This is a genomic window from Maribellus sp. CM-23 (genome assembly GCF_021354595.1).
Classification (GTDB): Bacteria; Bacteroidota; Bacteroidia; order Bacteroidales; family Prolixibacteraceae; genus Draconibacterium.
The window spans coordinates 1690903-1711702 of the sequence record NZ_JADWYJ010000001.1 but is presented as its reverse complement, the minus strand read 5'-3'; the positions used below and the strand labels follow the sequence as shown (position 1 = coordinate 1711702).

At 45.5% G+C, this 20800-nt stretch carries 12 protein-coding genes; 5 read left to right on the top strand and 7 right to left on the bottom strand.

Features of this window, described 5'->3' with window-relative positions:
• Window positions 1–31: 31 nt before the first annotated feature.
• The 5 genes from INQ51_RS06690 (at window position 32) to INQ51_RS06670 (ending at window position 8020) form a co-directional block, all read left to right on the top strand.
• Window positions 32–1228 (top strand): glycoside hydrolase family 88 protein, encoded by a 1197-nt coding sequence (locus INQ51_RS06690; protein ID WP_233377105.1) that lies wholly within the window; start codon window positions 32–34, stop codon window positions 1226–1228.
• 301 nt (window positions 1229–1529) lie between these two features.
• Window positions 1530–3422: an alginate lyase family protein gene (locus INQ51_RS06685; protein WP_233377104.1), complete on the top strand. Its 1893-nt coding sequence runs from the start codon at window positions 1530–1532 to the stop codon at window positions 3420–3422.
• 14 nt (window positions 3423–3436) lie between these two features.
• Window positions 3437–4840: a BNR-4 repeat-containing protein gene (locus tag INQ51_RS06680; protein WP_233377103.1), complete on the top strand. Its 1404-nt coding sequence runs from the start codon at window positions 3437–3439 to the stop codon at window positions 4838–4840.
• Between the two features lie 2 nt (window positions 4841–4842).
• Entirely contained in the window at window positions 4843–6771 is a 1929-nt protein-coding gene (locus INQ51_RS06675) for a heparinase II/III family protein (RefSeq protein WP_233377102.1), read from the top strand.
• A gap of 55 nt (window positions 6772–6826) precedes the next feature.
• Entirely contained in the window at window positions 6827–8020 is a 1194-nt protein-coding gene (locus INQ51_RS06670; protein ID WP_233377101.1) for an alginate lyase family protein, read from the top strand.
• A gap of 99 nt (window positions 8021–8119) precedes the next feature.
• Here INQ51_RS06670 and INQ51_RS06665 read toward each other — a convergent pair whose 3' ends face one another.
• From INQ51_RS06665 to INQ51_RS06635, 7 genes are all read right to left on the bottom strand, one after another.
• On the bottom strand, window positions 8120–9598 hold the full coding sequence (locus INQ51_RS06665) for a glycoside hydrolase family 30 protein (protein WP_233377100.1): 1479 nt from the start codon (window positions 9596–9598) through the stop codon (window positions 8120–8122).
• A gap of 146 nt (window positions 9599–9744) precedes the next feature.
• Window positions 9745–11082: a DUF5125 domain-containing protein gene (locus tag INQ51_RS06660; RefSeq protein WP_233377099.1), complete on the bottom strand. Its 1338-nt coding sequence runs from the start codon at window positions 11080–11082 to the stop codon at window positions 9745–9747.
• Window positions 11083–11093: 11 nt separating this feature from the next.
• A complete protein-coding gene (locus INQ51_RS06655) occupies window positions 11094–12590 on the bottom strand; it encodes a glycoside hydrolase family 30 protein (protein WP_233377098.1) in 1497 nt (498 codons plus the stop codon).
• Between the two features lie 4 nt (window positions 12591–12594).
• Complete coding sequence (locus tag INQ51_RS06650) at window positions 12595–13992, bottom strand: hypothetical protein (protein ID WP_233377097.1); 1398 nt, start codon at window positions 13990–13992, stop codon at window positions 12595–12597.
• A gap of 32 nt (window positions 13993–14024) precedes the next feature.
• A complete protein-coding gene (locus INQ51_RS06645; protein WP_233377096.1) occupies window positions 14025–15563 on the bottom strand; it encodes a RagB/SusD family nutrient uptake outer membrane protein in 1539 nt (512 codons plus the stop codon).
• An 11-nt stretch (window positions 15564–15574) separates the two neighbouring features.
• The gene (locus tag INQ51_RS06640; RefSeq protein WP_233377095.1) at window positions 15575–18550 is read right to left on the bottom strand and encodes a SusC/RagA family TonB-linked outer membrane protein; all 2976 of its coding nucleotides are present in this window, start codon (window positions 18548–18550) and stop codon (window positions 15575–15577) included.
• 458 nt (window positions 18551–19008) lie between these two features.
• On the bottom strand, window positions 19009–20649 hold the full coding sequence (locus INQ51_RS06635; RefSeq protein ID WP_233377094.1) for a DUF6377 domain-containing protein: 1641 nt from the start codon (window positions 20647–20649) through the stop codon (window positions 19009–19011).
• Window positions 20650–20800 lie beyond the last annotated feature (151 nt).

The window sequence follows — 20800 nt, the reverse complement described above, 5'->3', positions numbered from 1 at the left end:
AAAGAATATCAACAACGTTAAATTTATGGAGATGAAAAAAACATTCATTTTAATTGCGATCATCGCAGCAGGCATTTTTTCTCAGTCGTGTCAGAATAAGTCTGGCGAGGCTGCAACCGATTTTATCGGTGAGAATGTAAAATTTGCCGCCGAACAATACGGTTTGCAAATAGCTGAAATTGAAAAATCTGACAAAGTGCTTAATCCCAAAAGTATTATCAACGGAAAAATGAAATACATTCCGCCGCAGGAATGGACCTCCGGTTTTTTCCCGGGTAGTTTGTGGTATATTTATGAGCTTTCATCCGACGAAAAATGGAAGCCGCTTGCCACAAAATATACTGAAGCACTCGATACAATTCAATACTTTACAGGCAACCACGATGTTGGGTTTATGATTTATTGCAGCTATGGGAATGCACTTCGGCTTACCGGAAACGAAGCATATAAAAATGTAATTGTAAACGCAGCCAAATCGCTTTCAACCCGTTTCAGGCCGGGCGCCGGAATTATCCAGTCGTGGAATGCCAACAAAAAGAAAGACTGGACTTGCCCCGTTATCATCGACAATATGATGAACCTGGAACTAATGTTTGAAGCGACCAAGTTTTCAGGAGACTCCTCGTTTTATAAAATTGCTGTAACCCATGCCGACAACACGATAAAAAATCATTATCGGCCCGACTACAGTACCTGGCATGTTGTGGATTACGATCCTGAAACCGGAGACATCCGCCACAAGAATACGCATCAGGGATTTTCGGATGAAAGTGCATGGGCACGTGGCCAGGCGTGGGGAATTTACGGTTTTACCCTTTGTTACCGCGAAACCGGCGACCGCAAATACCTTGAGCAGGCTGAAAAAGCTTTTGAGTTTCTGGCCAACCATCCCAACATGCCTGCTGACGGCGTTCCTTATTGGGATTTCAATGCTCCCAACATTCCGAATGAAAATCGTGATGCTTCCACGGCAGCCATTTTGGCCTCTGCCCTGTACGAAATGTCAACCTACGATAAGAGTGAGTATTACAAAGGTTGGGCAGACAAAATCGTTCAGAGCCTGTCAAGTGCCGAATACCGTGCTAACTTAGGTGAAAACGGCCATTTTATTCTGAAACACTCAGTCGGAAGTTTGCCGCACAATTCGGAAGTGGATGTACCACTCAACTATGCCGATTACTATTTCCTGGAAGCACTGAAGAGAAAACGCGATCTGGAGAGAAAGTAACAGAAGCGTCGCGGAGAAACGATAGTATAAAGGTTGTATGAGAAGAGAAGGCGGTAAATTGGTTCCAATTGCCGGATTCTCTTCTCTCTCTGCCTCTAAAAAATAAATCTGTCGGGTGCGAGACCTGACAAAACATTTAGCTTGCTCTAAAGGCCAGCCTGATAACTTAAACCAAATTACCATGACCCATAAGTTCTTCATTTTTTGTCTGTTCTGTCTTCTGTCTTCAGGAGTTTCCTTCTCTCAGGATTGGCAGCAAATTTGCTCAGCAGAAGAGGTGTGTTCTGCTTTCCCTGAGAAAATGGAGTACATTTTTGAGAACCTGGATCTCAGTTATCCCGGGCTGGAGAAAGTAAAAGAAGCTTTTGATAAAAATGAGTTGTCTAAGGCCTGTTCCTTGTTGCTGGCGTATTATGAAAAAAGTGATAATGCCCGGCGACTAAAAAAGCAGCAACCCAATGTATCGTCGCAAAACACATCATTGGGCGATTCCATTTTGCAGGATATTTATGTATTTCAATTGGTAGGGGCAAAGGTTCCCCGGGTGGATGATGGTCACCTTAAGTGGGACTACACAGGTCCTGAGGATGATATTGAATGGGCATGGATGCTCAACCGTCATCATCCGGTGAGTTTTATTTTTTCGGAATATTTCAAAACCGGTAATCCACAGTACACAAAATACATCGACTCGTTTATTAAGGACTGGATCATCGAAAGCTGGCCCTATCCGGCAAAGAAAAGCAGTACCGCTATGTGGCGGGGTCTCGAAGTGAGTTTCAGGGTGAAAATGTGGTCGCAGGTGTTTTACGGACTGATGAGTACCGATTATATCTCGCCGGCAACACGACTGCTGATTTTGAGCAGTTTGCCTGATCATGCCGACTATGCGCGTAATTTTCATGCACAAGGTAACTGGCTGACCATGGAAATGTCGGGCTTGGCTACCTTAGCGACCGCGTGGCCCGAGTTCAAAAGGTCTCCTGAATGGCTTGAATACACCATCCACACTATGGCCGAAAGTATGAAGGAGCAGGTTTATCCTGATGGTGTACAGACTGAACTTACTTCGCATTACCACAGCGTGGCACTGAGTAATTTTTACCTGTTTTACGAGATTTGTAAGCAGGCTGGGAAAACCTTGCCGGAATATTTTACCAGCCAAATTGAAAAGATGTGGGACTACACCGCCTGCACCATGCGCCCCAATGGAACGGGCTTGTTAAACAACGACTCCGATCTGGATTTTAACCGGGATCGTGTGCTCAAAGTTGCCCCTTCCTACGGCCGGAACGACTGGGAGTTTATTGCCTCCAACGGGCAAAGTGGTACCGTACCAAAGAAAGGGCCTTCGTTTGTTTATCCATGGGCTGGTCAGTTGATTTCACGAAGCGGATACGATACCGGTGCACAGTGGTCTTTTTTCGATTTTGGTCCGTGGGGAAGCGGGCACCAGCACAACGATAAATTACATATTTCGGTTTCAGCTTACGGCCGTGATCTGCTGGTCGATGCCGGGCGTTTTGCCTATCGCGGCGAAGTGGCCGAGAAGTTTAGAGGATATGCATGCGGAAGCCAGGGGCACAATGTGTTGCTTATCGACGGCAAAGGGCAGGCACCAGGTCCGAAAGTTGCTGAAGAACCGGTTTCGCCAACTGATTACAAGATTTCAAAAGACAACGATTTTGCCAGGGGATCATTTGAAGATTTTAAAGGATTGGAAGGCAAGAATAGACACACCCGCGCACTCTTTTATTCCCGTGGAAATTTCTGGGTAGTGGTTGATCAGGTTTCTACCGACCAGCCCCGGAAAATTGAGGCGCTCTGGCACTGGCATCCTGATTGCAAAGTTCAGATCCGGGAGCAAAAGGTCTTATCTGTCAATGACCATGGTAATTTACAGATTATACCTGCAGGTGATACAAAATGGTCGGTTCAGAAGATTGAAGGTCAGGAGAAACCGGAAATTCAGGGGTGGTACAGCAGAGAATACAACACTTACAAACCCAACGCGGCAATCGTTTATTCTACACATATTGAGGGAGATTCCACATTTGTTTGGGTGCTTTTTCCTTCAGAAAAGTCGGAATCCGGAGTTCAGGCTCAAATTGTTTCAAAATCAGCGAAAGAGATAAAAGTAAAGATCACAAATCAGGACAACAAGGAATGGGAAGTTGCTGTCCCTCTGAAATAAACAACTATAATCGAATGAAAATTTTAAATGTGTTTTTCGCCATCCTCTTTTTTATAACCCCTTGTTTGGTGGCAGCTCAATCGTCGTCTTCGCTGAATAATACCAAAATCGACGGATATCGAGCCATTTGGTTCGAACTTAACCAGAAATACGAATACGGAGATAAATATTCGGGTGCTTTGGGAACATACACTGCCAAGCATACGCCACTCGCCATTTATTCAAAAAAGGCCGATAAAACCTTTTTCGTTTATGGCGGAACAACTAACAAAGATGAGCGCCATTTGCTTTGCATGATCGGCGAATTCAACCATAAAACCGGAACGATTTCCAAACCAACCGTGGTTTACGATAAACAGGAAGTGAACGATCCACATGATAATCCTTCGCTGTTGATAGATGATGCAGGTTATGTCTGGGTATTTGTAAGTGGAAGAGGCCGGTCCCGGATGGGGTTTAAGTTTAAAAGTAAAAAGCCATTCAATATCGATGCTTTTGAACAAATTACCGAAGAAGAAATGACTTATCCTCAACCGTGGTACACCAACTTTGGATACTTCCATTTCTTTACCAAGTATTCGGGAGTGCGGCAGTTGTATTACGAAACCAGCACAGATGGGAGCCACTGGACCGACGACAAATTACTGGCTGCCATCCCGGTTAAGGAAGGCGAAAAATCGGGCCACTACCAAACCAGTGCCGTTTTTCAAAATCAAAAACTGGGTACTTTTTTCAACCGGCACCCACAGGGGAATGTGGACAAACGAACCGATTTGTACTACGTTCAAACCGAAGACTTTGGGAAAACCTGGGCAAATGTCAACGGGGAAACACTGGAATTACCCTTGTTGAAAATCGAAAATCCAGCACGGGTTATCGACTATGCCTCGCAAGAGAAAAATGTGTACATGAAAGATATGGGATTTGATAAAAGCGGAAATCCTGTTTGCCTGTACATTCGCAGCAATGGCCACGAACCCGGCCCGGTAAGTGCGCCTTACGAATGGTGTATCACGCGATGGGACGGTATAGAATGGCAGACTTCAGTGGTTACTGAATCGGATCACAACTACGATATGGGCAGTTTGTACATCGAGAAAAAGGAATGGAAAATTGTCGGTCCGACAGAACCCGGTCCGCAGAAATGGGGGGTAGGCGGCGAACTGGCTGTTTGGAGCTCAACCGACAAGGGAGCCACCTGGCAGAAAGAGAAAACCTTAACGCACGATAGTCCTTTAAGCCATTCTTATTTAAGACGGCCTGTGGATTTTAAAGCGCCGTTCTGTTTTTTCTGGGCCGACGGAGATTCGCATGAATTCAGTAAGTCGGAACTATACTTTGGCGATTTTGACGGGAATATCTGGAAACTCCCTTACGAAATGAAGGACGATTTTGTTAAACCAACTAAAATTAATTAATCATGAGAAACCTCGTAGTATTTATCGTACTCATCAGCTTTTCGCTGCATGGTTTTGCTGAAGAAAAGCGCGATTTACTTCAAAAAGAAGCGACTAAGATTGATCTGGCAGCTTCGCTGGTGAAAAACTTTTCGGAGTTAAATTTTCCAACGTATGAAAACCGCAGTTTTTGGAACAATCTTCCGGCAGAAATTCGGAATGAATATATAGCAGATGCCGAGGAAGCGCTGGATTACAACTGGCCGGTGGTAAAGGCCACCGATTACCTGGAAATCATTCGCTCGGGCGACCGCCGTCAGGGGGCATATTCGGCGCCGCAAAGGGTACTGCTTGCACTGGTAATGGGAGAACTGGCTGAAGGGGAAGGTCGTTTTACCGACCAGATTGTGAACGGCGTTTGGTACTACAGCGAGCAAACCTGGTGGGGCTGGTCGGCGCACTTAACAGCTCAAAAGGCACCGCATGGTTTGCCTGATGCCGACGAACCGGTCATTGACCTCGGCGTTGGCGAAATTACCAACATCCTTTCGTGGACATGGCTCTTGTTCAAAGACGAGTTCAACAAAATTCACCCGCTGATTGCCAAAAGGTTGAAAAATGAGATTATGAAAAAAGCGGTGATCCCCTACTACGAACGCAATGATTTCTGGTGGCAGGGCTTGGATGGAAGCAGATCGGTAAATAACTGGAATCCATGGACCAATCATAACATGCTCACCGCCATTTTAATTCTGGAAGACGATCAGGAGAAGAAAATTGCAGGAGTTGAAAAGGTAGTGCGTTCGCTGGATGCTTTTACAAACGATTATCCGGCAGATGGAGGTTGCGATGAAGGTCCTTCTTATTGGGGAAGGGCAGGGGCTTCTTTGTATCAATGCCTCGATTTGTTGAAAAGAGCTACAAGTGGAAAATTTGACGTATACGATAACTCCCTGATTCAAAACATGGGAAGCTATGTTTACAAAGCATACATCAGCTATCCTTATTTTACCAATTTCGCTGATGCCGACGCCACAACCGGTGGCCGTCCGCAAATCATTTACAGCTATGGAAAAGACATCGGCGATCCCATAATGCAGGGTTTTGGTGCATTTTTGGCGAAGAAGCAGGATTGGGGAACCAAAGCTCCGGGCGGTAAAGTTGACGAGCAGATAATGCAGCTGATGTTTTTAAAGGAGATTGCCGATGCAAAAGCAGAGGAACCACTGATAAGCGATTTTTGGTTGCCTGATTTACAGGTTGCCGGTGGGCGTGATCAGCAAGGATCTTCCAACGGTTTCTTCTTTGCTGCCAAAGGCGGGCATAATGCCGAAAGTCACAACCACAACGATTTGGGAACATGTGTCTTGTATTACAACGGCAAACCTTGTCTGGTGGATATCGGCCGTGAAACCTACACTGCAAAAACCTTCAGCCGCCGCCGTTACGAAATCTGGACCATGCAGTCGCAGTATCACAACCTACCCAAAATCAATGGCGTTGACCAAAAAGAAGGTCGCAATTTTGTCGCAACCAACTCAACTTTCAAAGCCGACACAAAAAAAGCAGTATTCTCAACAGATATTTCAAAAGCTTATCCAGAGAATGCACAGGTGGAAAAATGGATTCGCTCTTACGCATTGGAGCGCGGAAAGCGCTTCTTGATCAACGATACTTATGAATTAAAAAGTGTGGAGGAGCCTTCTACCCTGAACTTTGTAACCTGTTGTAAAGTTACTGAAGCCGGCCCCGGTAAGTTAAAACTGGAGGGCGATGGTTTTGTTATGAACATGGCTTACAACCCGAAAGTGCTTACTCCAAAAATCGAATTCAACGAAATAACCGACAGCGGATTGAAAAGATACTGGAGCAGCATCACTCGAATCGTTTTCACCGTTAACAATCAAAAAGCCACAGGCAAAAACGAAATTGTGGTGACAGCAGCAAAATAGGCATCACTGATTTCTGATTGAGAGACTGCCGGGTCTTTCCTATAAATTGAATAACATGGTTAAAAAGAACTATCTCATCCGGATTTTTATTGCAGCGGCATTCTTTCTTGCGATAGTTGCCTGCCAAAAAGAAAAAGAGGTCCCGCTGATTTCCGAAGAGGAACAGCAATACATTGTTGAAAAGGCCACATCTTTTCTCGACAATTTGCCGGTTACGGTAACTGCTGCGGTTTGCGAGCGTAGTGCTGGTGGAGCACACGATTTTTATTCGGAAGGAGATTACTGGTGGCCTGATCCTGAAAATCCCGAAGGACCTTACATTCGGCGCGACGGTGAGTCCAATCCCGGAAATTTCACTGCGCACCGGGAGGCGATGATCCGTTTCAGTCAAATAGCCGGAATGGAAACTTCTGCCTACCTATTGACGGGTGATAAGAAATTCGCCACGGCTGTTGGCAAACATTTGGAAGCGTGGTTTGTAAGCCCGGAAACGCGGATGAATCCCAGTTTGCTTTATGTTCAGGCCATAAAAGGAAGAGTTACCGGACGAGGTATTGGAATTATCGACGCCATTCATTTGGTTGAAGTAGCGCATTCTGTTGAAATTTTAGAGAAAAACAGTGCTTTGCCTGAAGCACTCATCGCAGGAGTAAAAAGCTGGTTTGGGGAACTGGTGACCTGGCTTACGACACATCAGTACGGCATGGATGAAATGAACGCGAAAAACAACCACGGTACCTGCTGGGTAATGCAGGTGGGTGCTTTTGCCCGGTTGACAGGCAATACGGAGGTACTGGAATTGTGTCGTAACCGGTTTAAAGATGTGTTGCTGCCCGGTCAAATGGCTGCCAACGGTTCGTTTCCGCAGGAAATTGCCCGAACAAAACCTTACGGCTATTCCATTTTTAACCTTGATGTTTTTATGACAACCGCCGAAATTCTATCCACTGATACTGAGAATCTTTTCACGTTTACAACACCGGAAGGACTGAGTTTGGAAAAGGCGGCTGATTTTTTGTTTCCTTTCATAAAGGATAAATCCAGGTGGCCTTATCCTCCCGATGTGATGTATTGGGATGAATGGCCTGTGCGGCAGCCTTTTTTGCTGTTTGCCGGAAGGGCGTACAACAAACCGGAGTACCTTGAGCTTTGGAAAACGCTGGAAGGCTACCCGACAAACGGAGAGGTTTTGCGCAATTTACCGATTCGGAATCCATTGATTTGGCTGATGGACAAACCGGTAAAATAAAGGGTAATAAAACCGGCTGTTTAAATCCCCTTTATTTATTAGGAAGGAGTTTAAACGGCCGGTTCTTACTCAAAAGTTGGGAGAGAATATACGTTTCAGTTACATTACAATCGTCATGATCGAGCGAGGCAAACTCTGAAGTTTTGTTGCTTTTTCTCCAATCATCAACAGGTAGTGGTATTCTTTTTCTGAAAGATTGAGCACGACCACTGCCACCGAACCATCAGGATTTTTAAAAGCTGTTGTTTGCAGATCGTCACGGCTTGATGAGGCTGCAATTCTTTTGGCACCTTCCCGGATAAATTTCGAGAAATGACCGATATAATAGTAGCTGTTCGTAAAAATCAACTCGCCGGTTTGTGTGTTAGCATGAACAGGAGCGAAGCAAAAGTTTCCAACATGATTTGGCCCTCCGGTTTCATCCAGAATAATATTCCAGTCGGTCCAGGCAACGGTTCCGCAGTTAAAATCATTCAGCATTGAGTAGCCATAGCGTTCACCCAACGTCCAGTCGCCAACCCTGTTCAGGTCGAATTTCTCCACACATCCTTCTGTAAAAACCAGCTTTGTTTCCGGGTAGGCATCGTTTACCAGTTTTACGTTTTTAAACTGCATATCGCCGCCAGTCCACGGTTCGTACCAGTGAAACCCGATTCCCCAAACGTATTTGGCGGCATCAGGATCGTTTAAAATAGTGGAAGCCCGCTGGAAGATCTGGTCGCGGTTGTGGTCCCAGGCAATGAGTTTTTTATCGCTCATGCCGCTGTTGTGCAGCGTTGGTCCCAGGTATTTTTTAATAAAATCGCGTTCTTCATCGGCTGTGTAAACACACGATTCCCACCTCTGAATTGCCATTGGCTCGTTTTGCACGGAAAGCCCCCACACGGGAATTCCACGTGCTTCGTATTCCTGGATAAACTTTACGTAGTAATTGGCCCACGGTTGTTTGTATTGTTCCAACAGCTTCCCGCCGCGCAGTACGTTGTTGTTGTCTTTCATCCAGGCAGGAGGACTCCAGGGACTAACAAACAATTTCAGTTTTCCTCCGGCAGCTCCGATTGCTTCTTTTATAAAGGGAATACGAAACTTCTCATCATGCTTTACATTGAAAGTACTTAGCAACGAATCATTTTCTTCCACGTAATTATACGAAGCGCTCGAAAAGTCGCAACTGGCAATGTTGGTACGCGCAAAGTCATACCCAATACCATCTTTCGGATCGAAAAATGAAGTTAAAATTTGCTGCCGGGTTGCTTCGGGCATTTTGTAAAAGGTTTCAGCCGAAGCGTCAGACAAAGCTGCACCTATTCCCTCCATCGATTGAAAGGTTTTTGAAGGATCGATAAACACAAAGGGTTGTATTTCCAGCGGTTGATCTACCGACTGAAAAGCAAATTCACCCACGTCGCTCATCCGAAGGCTGGTGTCTTTCGCAGTTACAAATACCCTCGCCTTTTGCGGGTTAAACGATTGGAGAGCTTGTTTCTCGTTGCCGGTATTTTCTTGTTGGCTGCATCCGGCCAAAAGCAAAAAGGATGCGAGCAAGAGGTTGGCCAGCTTTTTCGAATGATTTCTCATGACAATAATTTTTAAACTATTTTTTTTGACGTTTTAAATGTTCAATGTTGTCCGCAATCGGTGGTTCGAAAGCTTTTCTGTAAAAAAAGGCCGTGCACCATTCTCTCTGACGGCGCACGACCTTTTCATCTCTGCATATATCTCTTTTATTGTTTCGTAACCGTCAGTACGGCTTGCTGTATGCCTGCCGACACATCGATGGTGAACACGTAGGTAGCATCTTCTTCGAGTGTTACTCCAGAAACAAGGCCAAGGTTACCGTTATCGCGGCCATTGGTACCATCACCAATGAATACAATTTCACTGCTTGTTGAAATAGCGGCGCTTCCAAATTCTCCACCCCAGCCTTTCTGGTGGAAAAACTTGAAGTTGATACCATCAAGGCTGATGTTTTTACCGCCGACTAAAGTCAATTGGTATTTTTTTGCACCAATCGGCGCCATACACAAGGCTTTGTCGGTGTTCCAACCCAGGTAATTATCTGTTAACGATGGTTTGCCAACATTGTCGCCAATCACCCAGATTGCTCCGGTGCCGTCGGCATTTAACGAAGCAACCGAATTTCCGCTAAGTACTTCCACTCTGAAATAATTGAGTTTCAGGTTGGCCGAAATGCGATATTTGCCGGTGATCGGAACAAAAGTATACAGCCCGTTTTCCTTTTTGGTGAGATAATCGGCATCAATCCACCAGTCGGCAATGTTTTCCAATCCTTCAATGGTGATATCCTGACCCTGTGTGAGCTCCACGTCCAACTGGTAATTTTCCTTGTCAACCATGTGCATTTTTTCTCCGTTTAAAAGGATTTCGAAGAAAGGAGCAGCTGTGTAGGTAAGGGTATTGAAGGTAACCGCGAAAGTTCCGGCCACCGGACTTACAAAAGGAATATTTGTAGCGGTGCCTTCGGTTACTGCTCCGGCATCCCATCCGAATACGATTTCGCTTCCTTTTTCGTCGAGAGCCGGAGTTTTAATGTATGCCGGAAGATCGGTTGACGGGAAGGCTTCAGTAGCAGCATACTCGTGGGCCTGCCCGGTTGGGAGCATGGGGTACGAAGCATCTTCGGTTACCAAAATCAAATAAGGATATTGTGCGCGGGTAATCGGCACATCAAAGGTTTTTGTGATTCGCTTGAGCGTCGTATTCACTAAAATAAATTCGAGCGTGGCCGTTCCGTCAGGTATATCTTTGTGAAACGGTATTTCAATCACTCCTGAATATTCGCCGTTTTCCTTGGTGCGGATGGTGGTCCGTTCTACTTCTTCATCGCCAAAATACAGGATGGCAGTGAGCGTAGAGAGAGGAATTTCGTCGCTTACGGTAGCCGAAAAAGGCAGCATGTCGCCAAAATGTACATTCGAAAACTGGTTCTCCATTTCCAGGACGGGATTTCCCGCCTGTTGGATTTCGTTTACCTCGTCAGTACACGAAATGAAAGCCGTAAAGCCCACCAGTATAAGTATCAAGTATTTTAAGTTCTTCATTGTGTTAGTTTTTATTTTTTCCATCGATATGAAATCACAGATTTAGCAGGCACTTCGTAGCTGAAGTGGTGCGCGCCGTCGTCGAGCGTAATCAGTTTGGAAGCGGTATTACTGTTGAGTAGAACCACTGCGTAGGTACCATCGGTATTTTCAAAGGCCGACATGTAAAATCCGCCGTCGGCAAAGCCCGAAGTTCCGATGCGCACGGCACCCGGTTTAACCACTGAGGATAAGTGCCCGATGATGTAGTAATGCGAGTTGCGCGTGATGGTCGAATAGTTGGAACGGTCGATGTCAACTGCGCCGTAACAGGTTTGGCAGCCGCCTTCGCGGTTGGGCCCGCGCTCGCTGTCGAGCATCAGGTTCCACACGATAACGCCCTTGCACCAGTTGTTTACGGTACCCAGCGCCACTTCCCGCATGTCGTCGATCAAACGCACTTCCAGATTGCGGCCATCGTTCCAGGTACCAATGGATGTTTCGGTAAAAATCAACTCCTTCTCGGGATATTTTCCGTGTATATCCAGCAGTTCCGATTTGTCTCCGCCATAGTTGTGATAGGCCGCTCCGGCAACAAGCTCATCGTCGATTCCGGCATCGTAAATTTTTACCGGGTAATCGTTCTGATCCGCCATATTATCGTAGTTGTAATTGTGGTCGAACAGATAGATTTTTGTGTTTAACGAAGCTGCTTTTAATGCCGGAACCAGGTTGTTTTTTACAAACTCGAGTTGTTCTTCCCAGCCCATAAAAAGGGATGCTGAATTTCCGCGGTTCAAGGGCTCGTTTTGCGGCGTTACAGAATAAATATTTATTCCTTGCGCGTTAAAAGCCTGAATCCATTTTACAAAGTAGGTGGCATAGTCTGCATAATGAGCCGGGTTTAGCTGCCCGCTGGTCCATGAGTTGAAGGGCTGCAAATCAGTAAGATTATTCACTTTCATCCAACGTGGAGAGGTCCAGGGCGATCCCAGGATTTTTATGTCCGGATTAATGGACAGAATCTCCTTTATAATTGGGATAACGTAGTCATTTTCTTCGGATGTGAGTCCGAAATTCTCAATGCCCGGATTATCGCAGCAGGTATATTCGCTTAGCGAGAAATCGGAACAACCAATGGAAATGCGGATGTAACTTTGTCCCATTCCTTCAGTCGGCGAAAACGTTTCCTTCAGAAATTTAGTCCGGTTCTCGGCCGTCATCTGCATCAGGTTGTAACAGGTAGAGCCCGTTACCGCTGCTCCAAAACCATCCATAGTCTGGTACCTTGTGTTGGGTTCCAGCTTGATGGTGGTTGGCGACATATTGCTTTTTTCACTGAAATCAACAGCGTGCTTTTTGAAATCCTGTGTCCGGTTGTTGGTTGTAACATAAATCGTTACATCGCCGGTTTCGGTATCCGGAATTTCATCCACGCCGCCGTTGTCTTTGTTTTTGTCGCTGCAGGCAACAAATCCGCAAAGCACCGCCGCCAGTAAAATCAGTTTTAAATCGAATTGTATCTTCATCTTATCAGAGCGTTACTTTTTCAATGTGTACTGTGTTATCGTTCAGATTAATTGTAAAACGATAATTGGCTGACTCAATCACCGGGTCGTTTTCACCGTTAGGAATGTCCCAGTTGTTATCGCCTGAAATAATCTGTTCGCCGGTAAATGTAAACTGACCTGCTTTTTTCTCATTTGCCCAACCTGTGTTCTCAAAGGGTTTAAACCCGGCATAATGATCCTGGTCGCCCGGAGTATAAAAAGTTCCCTGGTAAACACCATCGTTTATCTGACGCAGCAGGACATAATTCATCACGTGGCCAAAACCCCAGTCGGTATGTACCCTTTTGTGCCCCGGGTATACGGCATTTATTTCGTCGGAAGTTACATTTGTAGGGTATCCCAGTCCCCAACCGCAAGCCAGCAGGTATTCAGGATAGGCCGGATTATCGACTCCCACAAAAATGTTTTTGCGAACCGGGTTGTAATAGAGAGTGTATTCGCCTGTTGCTCCGAGGAATTTCACCTGTGAATCAGAGATTCGCTCAAAGAAATCAGGATTGTAGATGTTGCTTGCATCTCCCAGTTTGCCAAAAACCTGGTACGTTTTACCGTTTTCGAGGGTGCGTTTCAGGGTGCGGAACGATTCACCATAAATATCCTGGTTGCCAAAAGCTGACAAGGCCAGGTCGTCGGCTCCCAGGTTACTTCCTGTAGTGGCTACACCAAAGGCGTAATTGTCGTAAACAAAAGCTTTGGTATAATCGGCATTGGGCGTATAAGCAAAAGCCGACTCGCCTGCTTCGCTGATCATGGCCATTTGGCCATTCACATTGCCAAAAACCGCTCCGCTGTAATCGATGGTTTTATCGGCATTCAGCTTTTCAGCCACTTTAAAACGGAACGATGTCTCAAAAGTAAGTTCAGTTGCTTCAAACTTGTTTTTGTCGGAAGACCGGGGTGAAAGCATCGCAACAGTTCCATCGTCGGTAACCAGGTAAAGTTGGTTGTATACCGGGCGTTTTCCTGTCAGGCCTGTAACCTGATAGGAGTCCTTTCCTTTCAGAACATTTGCAGCTACGAGGTTTACCACCACATCCGAATTATCGGCCTGGTTGTTCAGCAAGGGAATAAAAATGGACTGATTTACCAGGAATGTATCTCCTGCCATTGGAATTACTCCTGAAGCCACCACTCTTCCTTCTGATACCACTTCGTATTTTAAGGTAGCAAGTATTGTGGCCGGATCACTCATCCGGGCGTTTAACGTAATGGAATCGCCAAAGGTAAAGCTTGCCGGGGTAACGGTTACGGCTTCAAAAACCGGAATTGATTCTTTGCGGGGGCCGTATTCATCGTCGCACGAAGCGAAGAACAAGCCAAGCACCCCGATCAGCATGAATATTTTATATATCGAGTTCATAATTATCTCTTTAAAAGTTTACTGTTCATAGTTTAATAACCAGGATTTTGAACCAGGTTGGGGTTCTGGTCGATTACGTCCTGTGGAATAGGCAGAATGTAGGATAAGCTGTTGAAGGGGTAAACCTGCGCGGGGCGTCCTTCATCCTTGTCGTAAACGGCATTCATTACTTCTTCCACTTTATCGAGGCGAACAAGATCGAACCAGCGCTGGCCTTCGAAAGCCAGCTCAAGCCGGCGTTCTTTCAGATAGGCTTGCATAATTTGCTCGTGTCCGGCAGTTGCCGACGACGGAAGATTGCTTAGCCCTGCCCGGCGGCGGGTTTGGTTAATAATGGCAGCAGCCCCGTTGTAGTCGCCTTTGCTGATCAATGCTTCCGCCTTGAGGAGCAGAATATCAGCATAACGCAATTTAATAATGCTGTTGTAGGCGCTGCGGCATTTGTACATAAATGGATAATTGTCGGCCGGGTAATACACGTTCCAGTCGCATTGATAAAACACAACCGATTCCTCGTAACGTTTATCGCCTACTTCGCTGTTAAATGTTTTTATCAGGTCGCGCGACGGTGTGATCCATTTTAGCCAGGTGAAATAAAATGTCCAGTCATTCAGCGGACGACCATACATCCAGGTTACCCAGTTCGTGTTGCCGGGGAAAAATTGAGCTTCGTAGATAGTTTCCTTTGTATTCCGGGCTTTTGCATCAATGGCTTTGTTTTGCTGCGATGCCGGAGAATTGGGATCCGTTAAAGTAACGCCAAACAGATCGCCAAAGTTTTCCACTAATTCAAAGCCATCGCCGGCTAACTCATCGGCATATTTAATCACCTTGTCGTAATCGCGCAAAGGTTTTTCTGCATAGACCTTAGCGAGCAGAGCACGGGCAACTGATTTCGACAGCTGTGTTTTATCGGCAGCGCTGTTGTCGGGTGCGTATTGCAGTCCTTCCAGAAGGTCTTCTTCAATCTGCTGGTAGATGGTCAAAGCGTCCGTTTGCGGCGGGAAATAAGCCGGGTAAACATCCTTAATGGTTTCGGAAGTAATGTCGCCGGCTACGGTGGTTACCAGCGGTACATTTCCCCAAATCCGTACCATGTCGAAATAGATCATGGCCCGGAGGATTTTGGCTTCGGCCTTGTATTGCTGCCTTTCCGCCTGGGTTAAGGATGCGTCATTTACATCGACGATGAAATTGATCAGCTTATTGGTTTGGCCTACATTGGCCATGTGCCCGTTCCAGTCGCGTCTCAGGTTAATGTTTGAACCTTCGATGGAGTTAACCTCAAAGGGAGTGGTTTCTGCATTGGGCGCACCTGCATAGGCATTGTCGGAATGCGATTCGGCAAGCAGCAACATATCAAGGTACCAGTGTTCCTGGCCGTTTTTAAAACGCTCAAGCAAGAATTGCCGATGTGATAAAACAGCTGCTTTGTCTCTAAATACTACGGGTACACTGTCCTGGTTAAACCCTTCGGTTACATCCGAATAGGTGTCGATCGGATCGTAATCAAGCGAACAGGCTGCAAACAGGAAGACTGATAGGATAAATAAAATATATTTTGACTTCATTTTGTGCAGTTTTAAAATTCAACATTTAGTCCAAAAACAAAGGTTTTACTATGCGGATAGGTTCCCCAGTCAATGCCTTGTACGGCACCGCTGTTACCCCACTGGTTTACTTCGGGGTCCATTCCGCTGTACTTTGTTATTGTTAGCAAATTGCTGGCAGTAACATACGGTTGCAGGCGCGAAACACCCAATTTGTTTAAAATACCCCCATTGAAATTGTAGGAGAAAGTAACATCTTTAACCCGGAGGTAAGTGCCGTCTTCAACAAAATAACTTGAAGGCTGCAAGTTGAATCCTGCTTTGGGAACATCTGTAATTTGTCCCGGGGTACGCCAGCGTTCCAATACTTTGGTCGATTGATTTTTTAAGTCGTGCATGCCCTCCGTGTCTCCTTTCGAAGCATTGAAAATATCGTTCCCTACAGAGCCCTGCATGAAAACACTTAAATTGAATCCTTTGTATGAGAAGGTATTGGTAAGCCCGAATGTAAATGTCGGGTTGGGATCGCCAATGTAGGTTTTATCCGAAGCAGTGATCTTTCCGTCTTCGTTGATATCGCGGTACATTAATTCGCCGGTTTCCGGATCAACACCGTCGCTGATGTAACCGTAGAATCCGCCGAGGGCACGTCCCGGCTCATTTCGTACTACACGTGTTTTATGGAAAGCATCTGTTGTTTCTGCATCGTAGTAGATTTTCTGTAACTCAAGACTTTGCAGTTCGTTTTTGTTGAAGGAAATGTTAAAATCGGTATTCCAGCTAAAAGCTCCGGTAAGATTGCGTGAGCTTGCTGAGAATTCAAAACCCCGGTTCATCATCTCTCCTTCATTTCGTGTAATAATAGCTGCTCCTGAAGGTCCTGCCGGCACTCCAACATACATTAGCATATCGGTTGTATGTTTTCTATAATAATCCATTACTAGGGTTAACCTGTTTTCAAACAGAGTAGCATCCAGGCCGATGTTCACTTGTGAAGTAGCTTCCCAGGTAAGGTCAGCAGTGCGAAGGTTTGCCTGGGGAATGGAAGGAACAGCGTCTTCTTTTCCGGTTTCGAACCATGGCTGACGGGTAATGTTGTACCGTTGCAGGTAGGAGTAATCACCCACTCCCGACTGGTTACCTGTTTGTCCCCAGCCTCCGCGGATTTTTAAATCGCTGATCCAGTCGATGTCACGCATGAATTCTTCGGAAGACAGACGCCATGCTCCTGAAAACGAAGGGAAGGTTCCCCAGCGGAGATCGGGGTGCAGCTTGGAAGATCCGTCCTGGCGAATGTTGAATGTAAAAAGGTACTTGCTTTCAAAGTTGTACGACAGACGTCCGAAAGCAGACATAATACCCCATGCAGATGCCGAAGAACCGGTATTGTCCCAGGCAATTTTGTTGGCTGCATTCAGTGTCTGGATATATCCGTCTTTAAAATGAGTTCCGTTAATGTAGCTTTGCGACCATTGCGAATCCGTCCACGAGGTACCGGCCATTGCTTCGAAATTGTGTTTTTCGGCAAATGTTTTCTTGTAAGTCAATACATTGTCGAATACCAGAAGCGTGTTCATGCTTCGTGTGTCCCAGGCACTTCCCCAGTCATCTCTGTCTAAACCATGAACCGGAGGGGTGAATCCTGTTATTTTCCCGTTTCTGCGGTCAACAGTAAGCGATGATCTCAGGTTCAGTTCCGGCAGGAAAGTAATGGTTGCACTACCTGAAGCAATCAGGCGGTTTTCGTTGTTTTTATTGTTTTTGCCGTTTTCGAGCGATTCAACCGGATTGGTAATGTTTTGCCCGAAAAACAGACGGTTGTACAAGCCAGTTTCCGGATCGATAACACTGGCCGCCGTGGGTAGGTTAACCACCGAAAGCACCACGCCTCCACGGTTGGAGCCGGCCCCGGTAGTTACGCTGTTACTTGTATTGTCAGAATACGACAGGTTCAACCCAATATTCAGCCATTTACGTACCTGGCTGTCAACATTACTGCGCAGGTTATAACGACGGAAAAATGCAGAACTGAGTACTCCTTTTTCGTTCAAATAACCGCCGGAAACAAAATAGCGGGTCTTTTCGTTGCCATCCGATATCTGCAACTGGTAATTTTGGGTAATACCGGTTCCATACACTTCGTCAAACCAATCGGTTTGATCGGTGGTACCTTCGGGGATGGTTCCCGGGCGGATTTCGTCGATCAGCTCCTTGTACTGGGCGGCATTCAGCGATTCAATCTGGTTGGCCACACGGCTCACACCCATTTGAACATTGGCCGCAATTTTGGCACCTCCGCCCGCTTGTTTGGTGGTGATAAGAACAACGCCGTTTGCAGCCCGCGAACCATAAATAGCTGCAGAAGAAGCATCTTTCAGGATTTGCATGCTGGCAATATCCTGCGGAGAAAGGAAGTTGAGGTTATCAACCGGAACGCCGTCTACCACGTACAAAGGCTCGTTGCTTCCGTTAAAGGAGGTGGTACCGCGCACTCTTACAACCATTTCGCCACCGGGAGCTCCATTGGGCTGGTAAACATTAACACCGGCCGCCTTTCCCTGGATAGCCTGCGCTGCCGAGACAATCGGGCGTTCGTCAATGTCTTTGGTTGAAACTGTAGAGACAGCGGTGGTTACGTCTTTTTTGGCAACAGTGCCATAGCCAATTACCACCACTTCGTCAATTTGCTGCAGGTCTTCCTTCAATGAAATATTGATCTCATCTTGATTGCCTACTGCTACTTCCTGTGCAAGGTAGCCGATGTATGAAAACACCAAAACGGCATCATTACCGGGCACGCTGATCTGGTACTGGCCGTCAAGGTCAGTTATCACACCCTGCAAGGTTCCCTTTACCACGATGTTTACACCGGGCAATGGTATTCCGGCAACATCTTTTACAACTCCTGTTATGTTTTTGGGATTTTGTGCCTGAGCCGAAAAGCCAAAGCATAGAATCAAAAGCAAATAAACAAGAGGAATTTTTACTTTAAAGAAATTAGTTCCCATAGATAAGTTATTTAATTAGTATCAGTTTTCATCAGGAAATAAGCGCATGGCCCTTTTGGGAAAAACGCAACGCTTACCTCTTATTCAAACTCTGGTAAATAAATTCCGAACGGTATTATAAATTGTTAAATAAGTCTGTCCTGTTTTGTCTTTTACAAAGGTATCTAATGATGAGGCTGCTTTGGGAGAGGCGAAAATTAAAGTGGATGCTTGTACCTGTTTGAACGGCTTAGTTTGCTTATTTTGTGTCTGTTAACATAGTGTGGTGGAGGTGAAAAAGTGGAACAGAAGTGGATTGTTACCCTGCAAATATTTGTTTTACCGGAGCTTTGAAGATGCTTTGATCACAAAATGGTTGATGGCTAGTTGGGGCGTTAAGCGATGCTCTTGCCGATGTGGATTTTCGAAAATCAGAAAAGTTATGTTAAAACAAAATTCTGAAATTTCAGGGCTTGCTTTCATCGGATAAGAACCAGTAAATCTTCGAATTCGTCGCGTGATACGGCCCGGCTTTTGGCTTTGGCCCGGTAATTATAAATGGTGTTGACCGAGTACCTTAGAAAATCAGCAATTTGCGAGCTGTTACTTATGCCCAGTCGGATTAGGGCGAGTATTCTTAGCTCGGCATTCAACAGTTCGTCTTTTTTCAATACAATTTTCTCTTCGTCAACCAACAGCATGTTTACTTTCTCTACAAAATGAGGAAAAATGCGTAAAAATGCTTTGTCGAAATTTCGGTACAGTTCTTCAATCTCGTTTTCCATCATCGTCTGCGACCGGGTGGCTACCAGCAACTCAGAAACCTGCCCCGCCGTGAGCTTTTTATTGACCATGCGGCGGAACCCATCCATTTTATCGATGTAAGTAGAACAGAGTTTGATAAAATGCCCGATGTATACTTCCTTTATTTGGTTGGATTCCGATAGGTCTATGTTAACAACTTGCAGTTGCTGATTTACCTGTTTTAATTCATTGTTCAGGCTTTGCAAATTTGTATTGGCTTCCTGCAGGTATTTTCGGGTTACGGATAAACGCCTCATTTGGCTGTAGATGTAGAAAAAGGCAATGGTGAGCAGAACTCCCAAAATACTCGAAAGCAGTAAGTAATTTTTTAGCTGCCTGTTTTTCTTTTCAATGGTTGCCTGGTAGGTTAAATCAATGAGCGACAGGATGCCGGCGCTTTGCAGGCTTCGGAGGCGCGCGTTGTAAAACACCGTTTCGCTCCACGAAAAACGAATGTAATTATAGGCACGTTCCATATCGTTTTCCTTGTACAGAATTTCGGCCAACATCCACAGCGATGCGTGGTCTTTTGTTGCCGAAAGTATATCCGACAGGGCGGATAGTGCGAGGTAGTATTTCTCCTTTTCCGTGTCTTTGAGTTTTCGGTAGGTTAAGGAGCGATTGTAACTTGTTATGGCAAATTCGCGGGTCCCCAGGGTGCATTTTGCCAGTATGGTATCGTTCACTTTCAATGACTCTTCCAATCTTCCCGAATTTCTCAGGTCGTCTTCTTTTCCCACATAATACAGTTCGTCGGCAGGTGTAAGAACCGTTTTTAGCGAATCGCCGTACCGGGATGATATTTGCCAGTATTTTTCGGCTCCCTGCTTGTTTTGCGTATAAAAGGCAAGTTCAGAATAAATGTGCTTATAGGTGCTGTAGTATTCCACCAGCAACCTGGCTGGTACTTTCTGCCGGTCAATTGAAATGATCAAATCAACCGCTTCCAGGTACATTCCGGTAGAACCCATCAGGAAAGCCAGCTGAAGCTCACTTTCGTACTGAAGTTCGGTGTTGTTGAGGTGTTTCGCAATTTCAATATTCCTGTTTTTGTAATAGATGGCAGAGTCGCAAATGTAAGGACGGTATTCGTTGTAAAGCTCTGTGTTTATGGTGTATTCTTGAAGGGAATTTTTGGGTGTATGTTGTAATTGCGCTTTAAGTCTCTGCAAGCGTTCTTCCTTCTGTTGTGAATAGTTTGCATGATTTTCGATGGCTATATCAAGCCGGGTCATCAGCGAGTCCAACGAATATTGCCCCAAAACAACACCCGGAGCAAAAAATACAAAACAAAACAATATTCTAATTGAATACATAACTTTAGACTTACCCTTCACCAGAGTAGCACAAAATAAGCATTTTTTATTGTCTCTTCAATGTGGAAAATCATTTTCCAATGCCTGTTGTGATGATGATAGTAGGGTGCAAAATATTGGAGTGTTCTTGTAACTTATGTCAAAAGTTCAT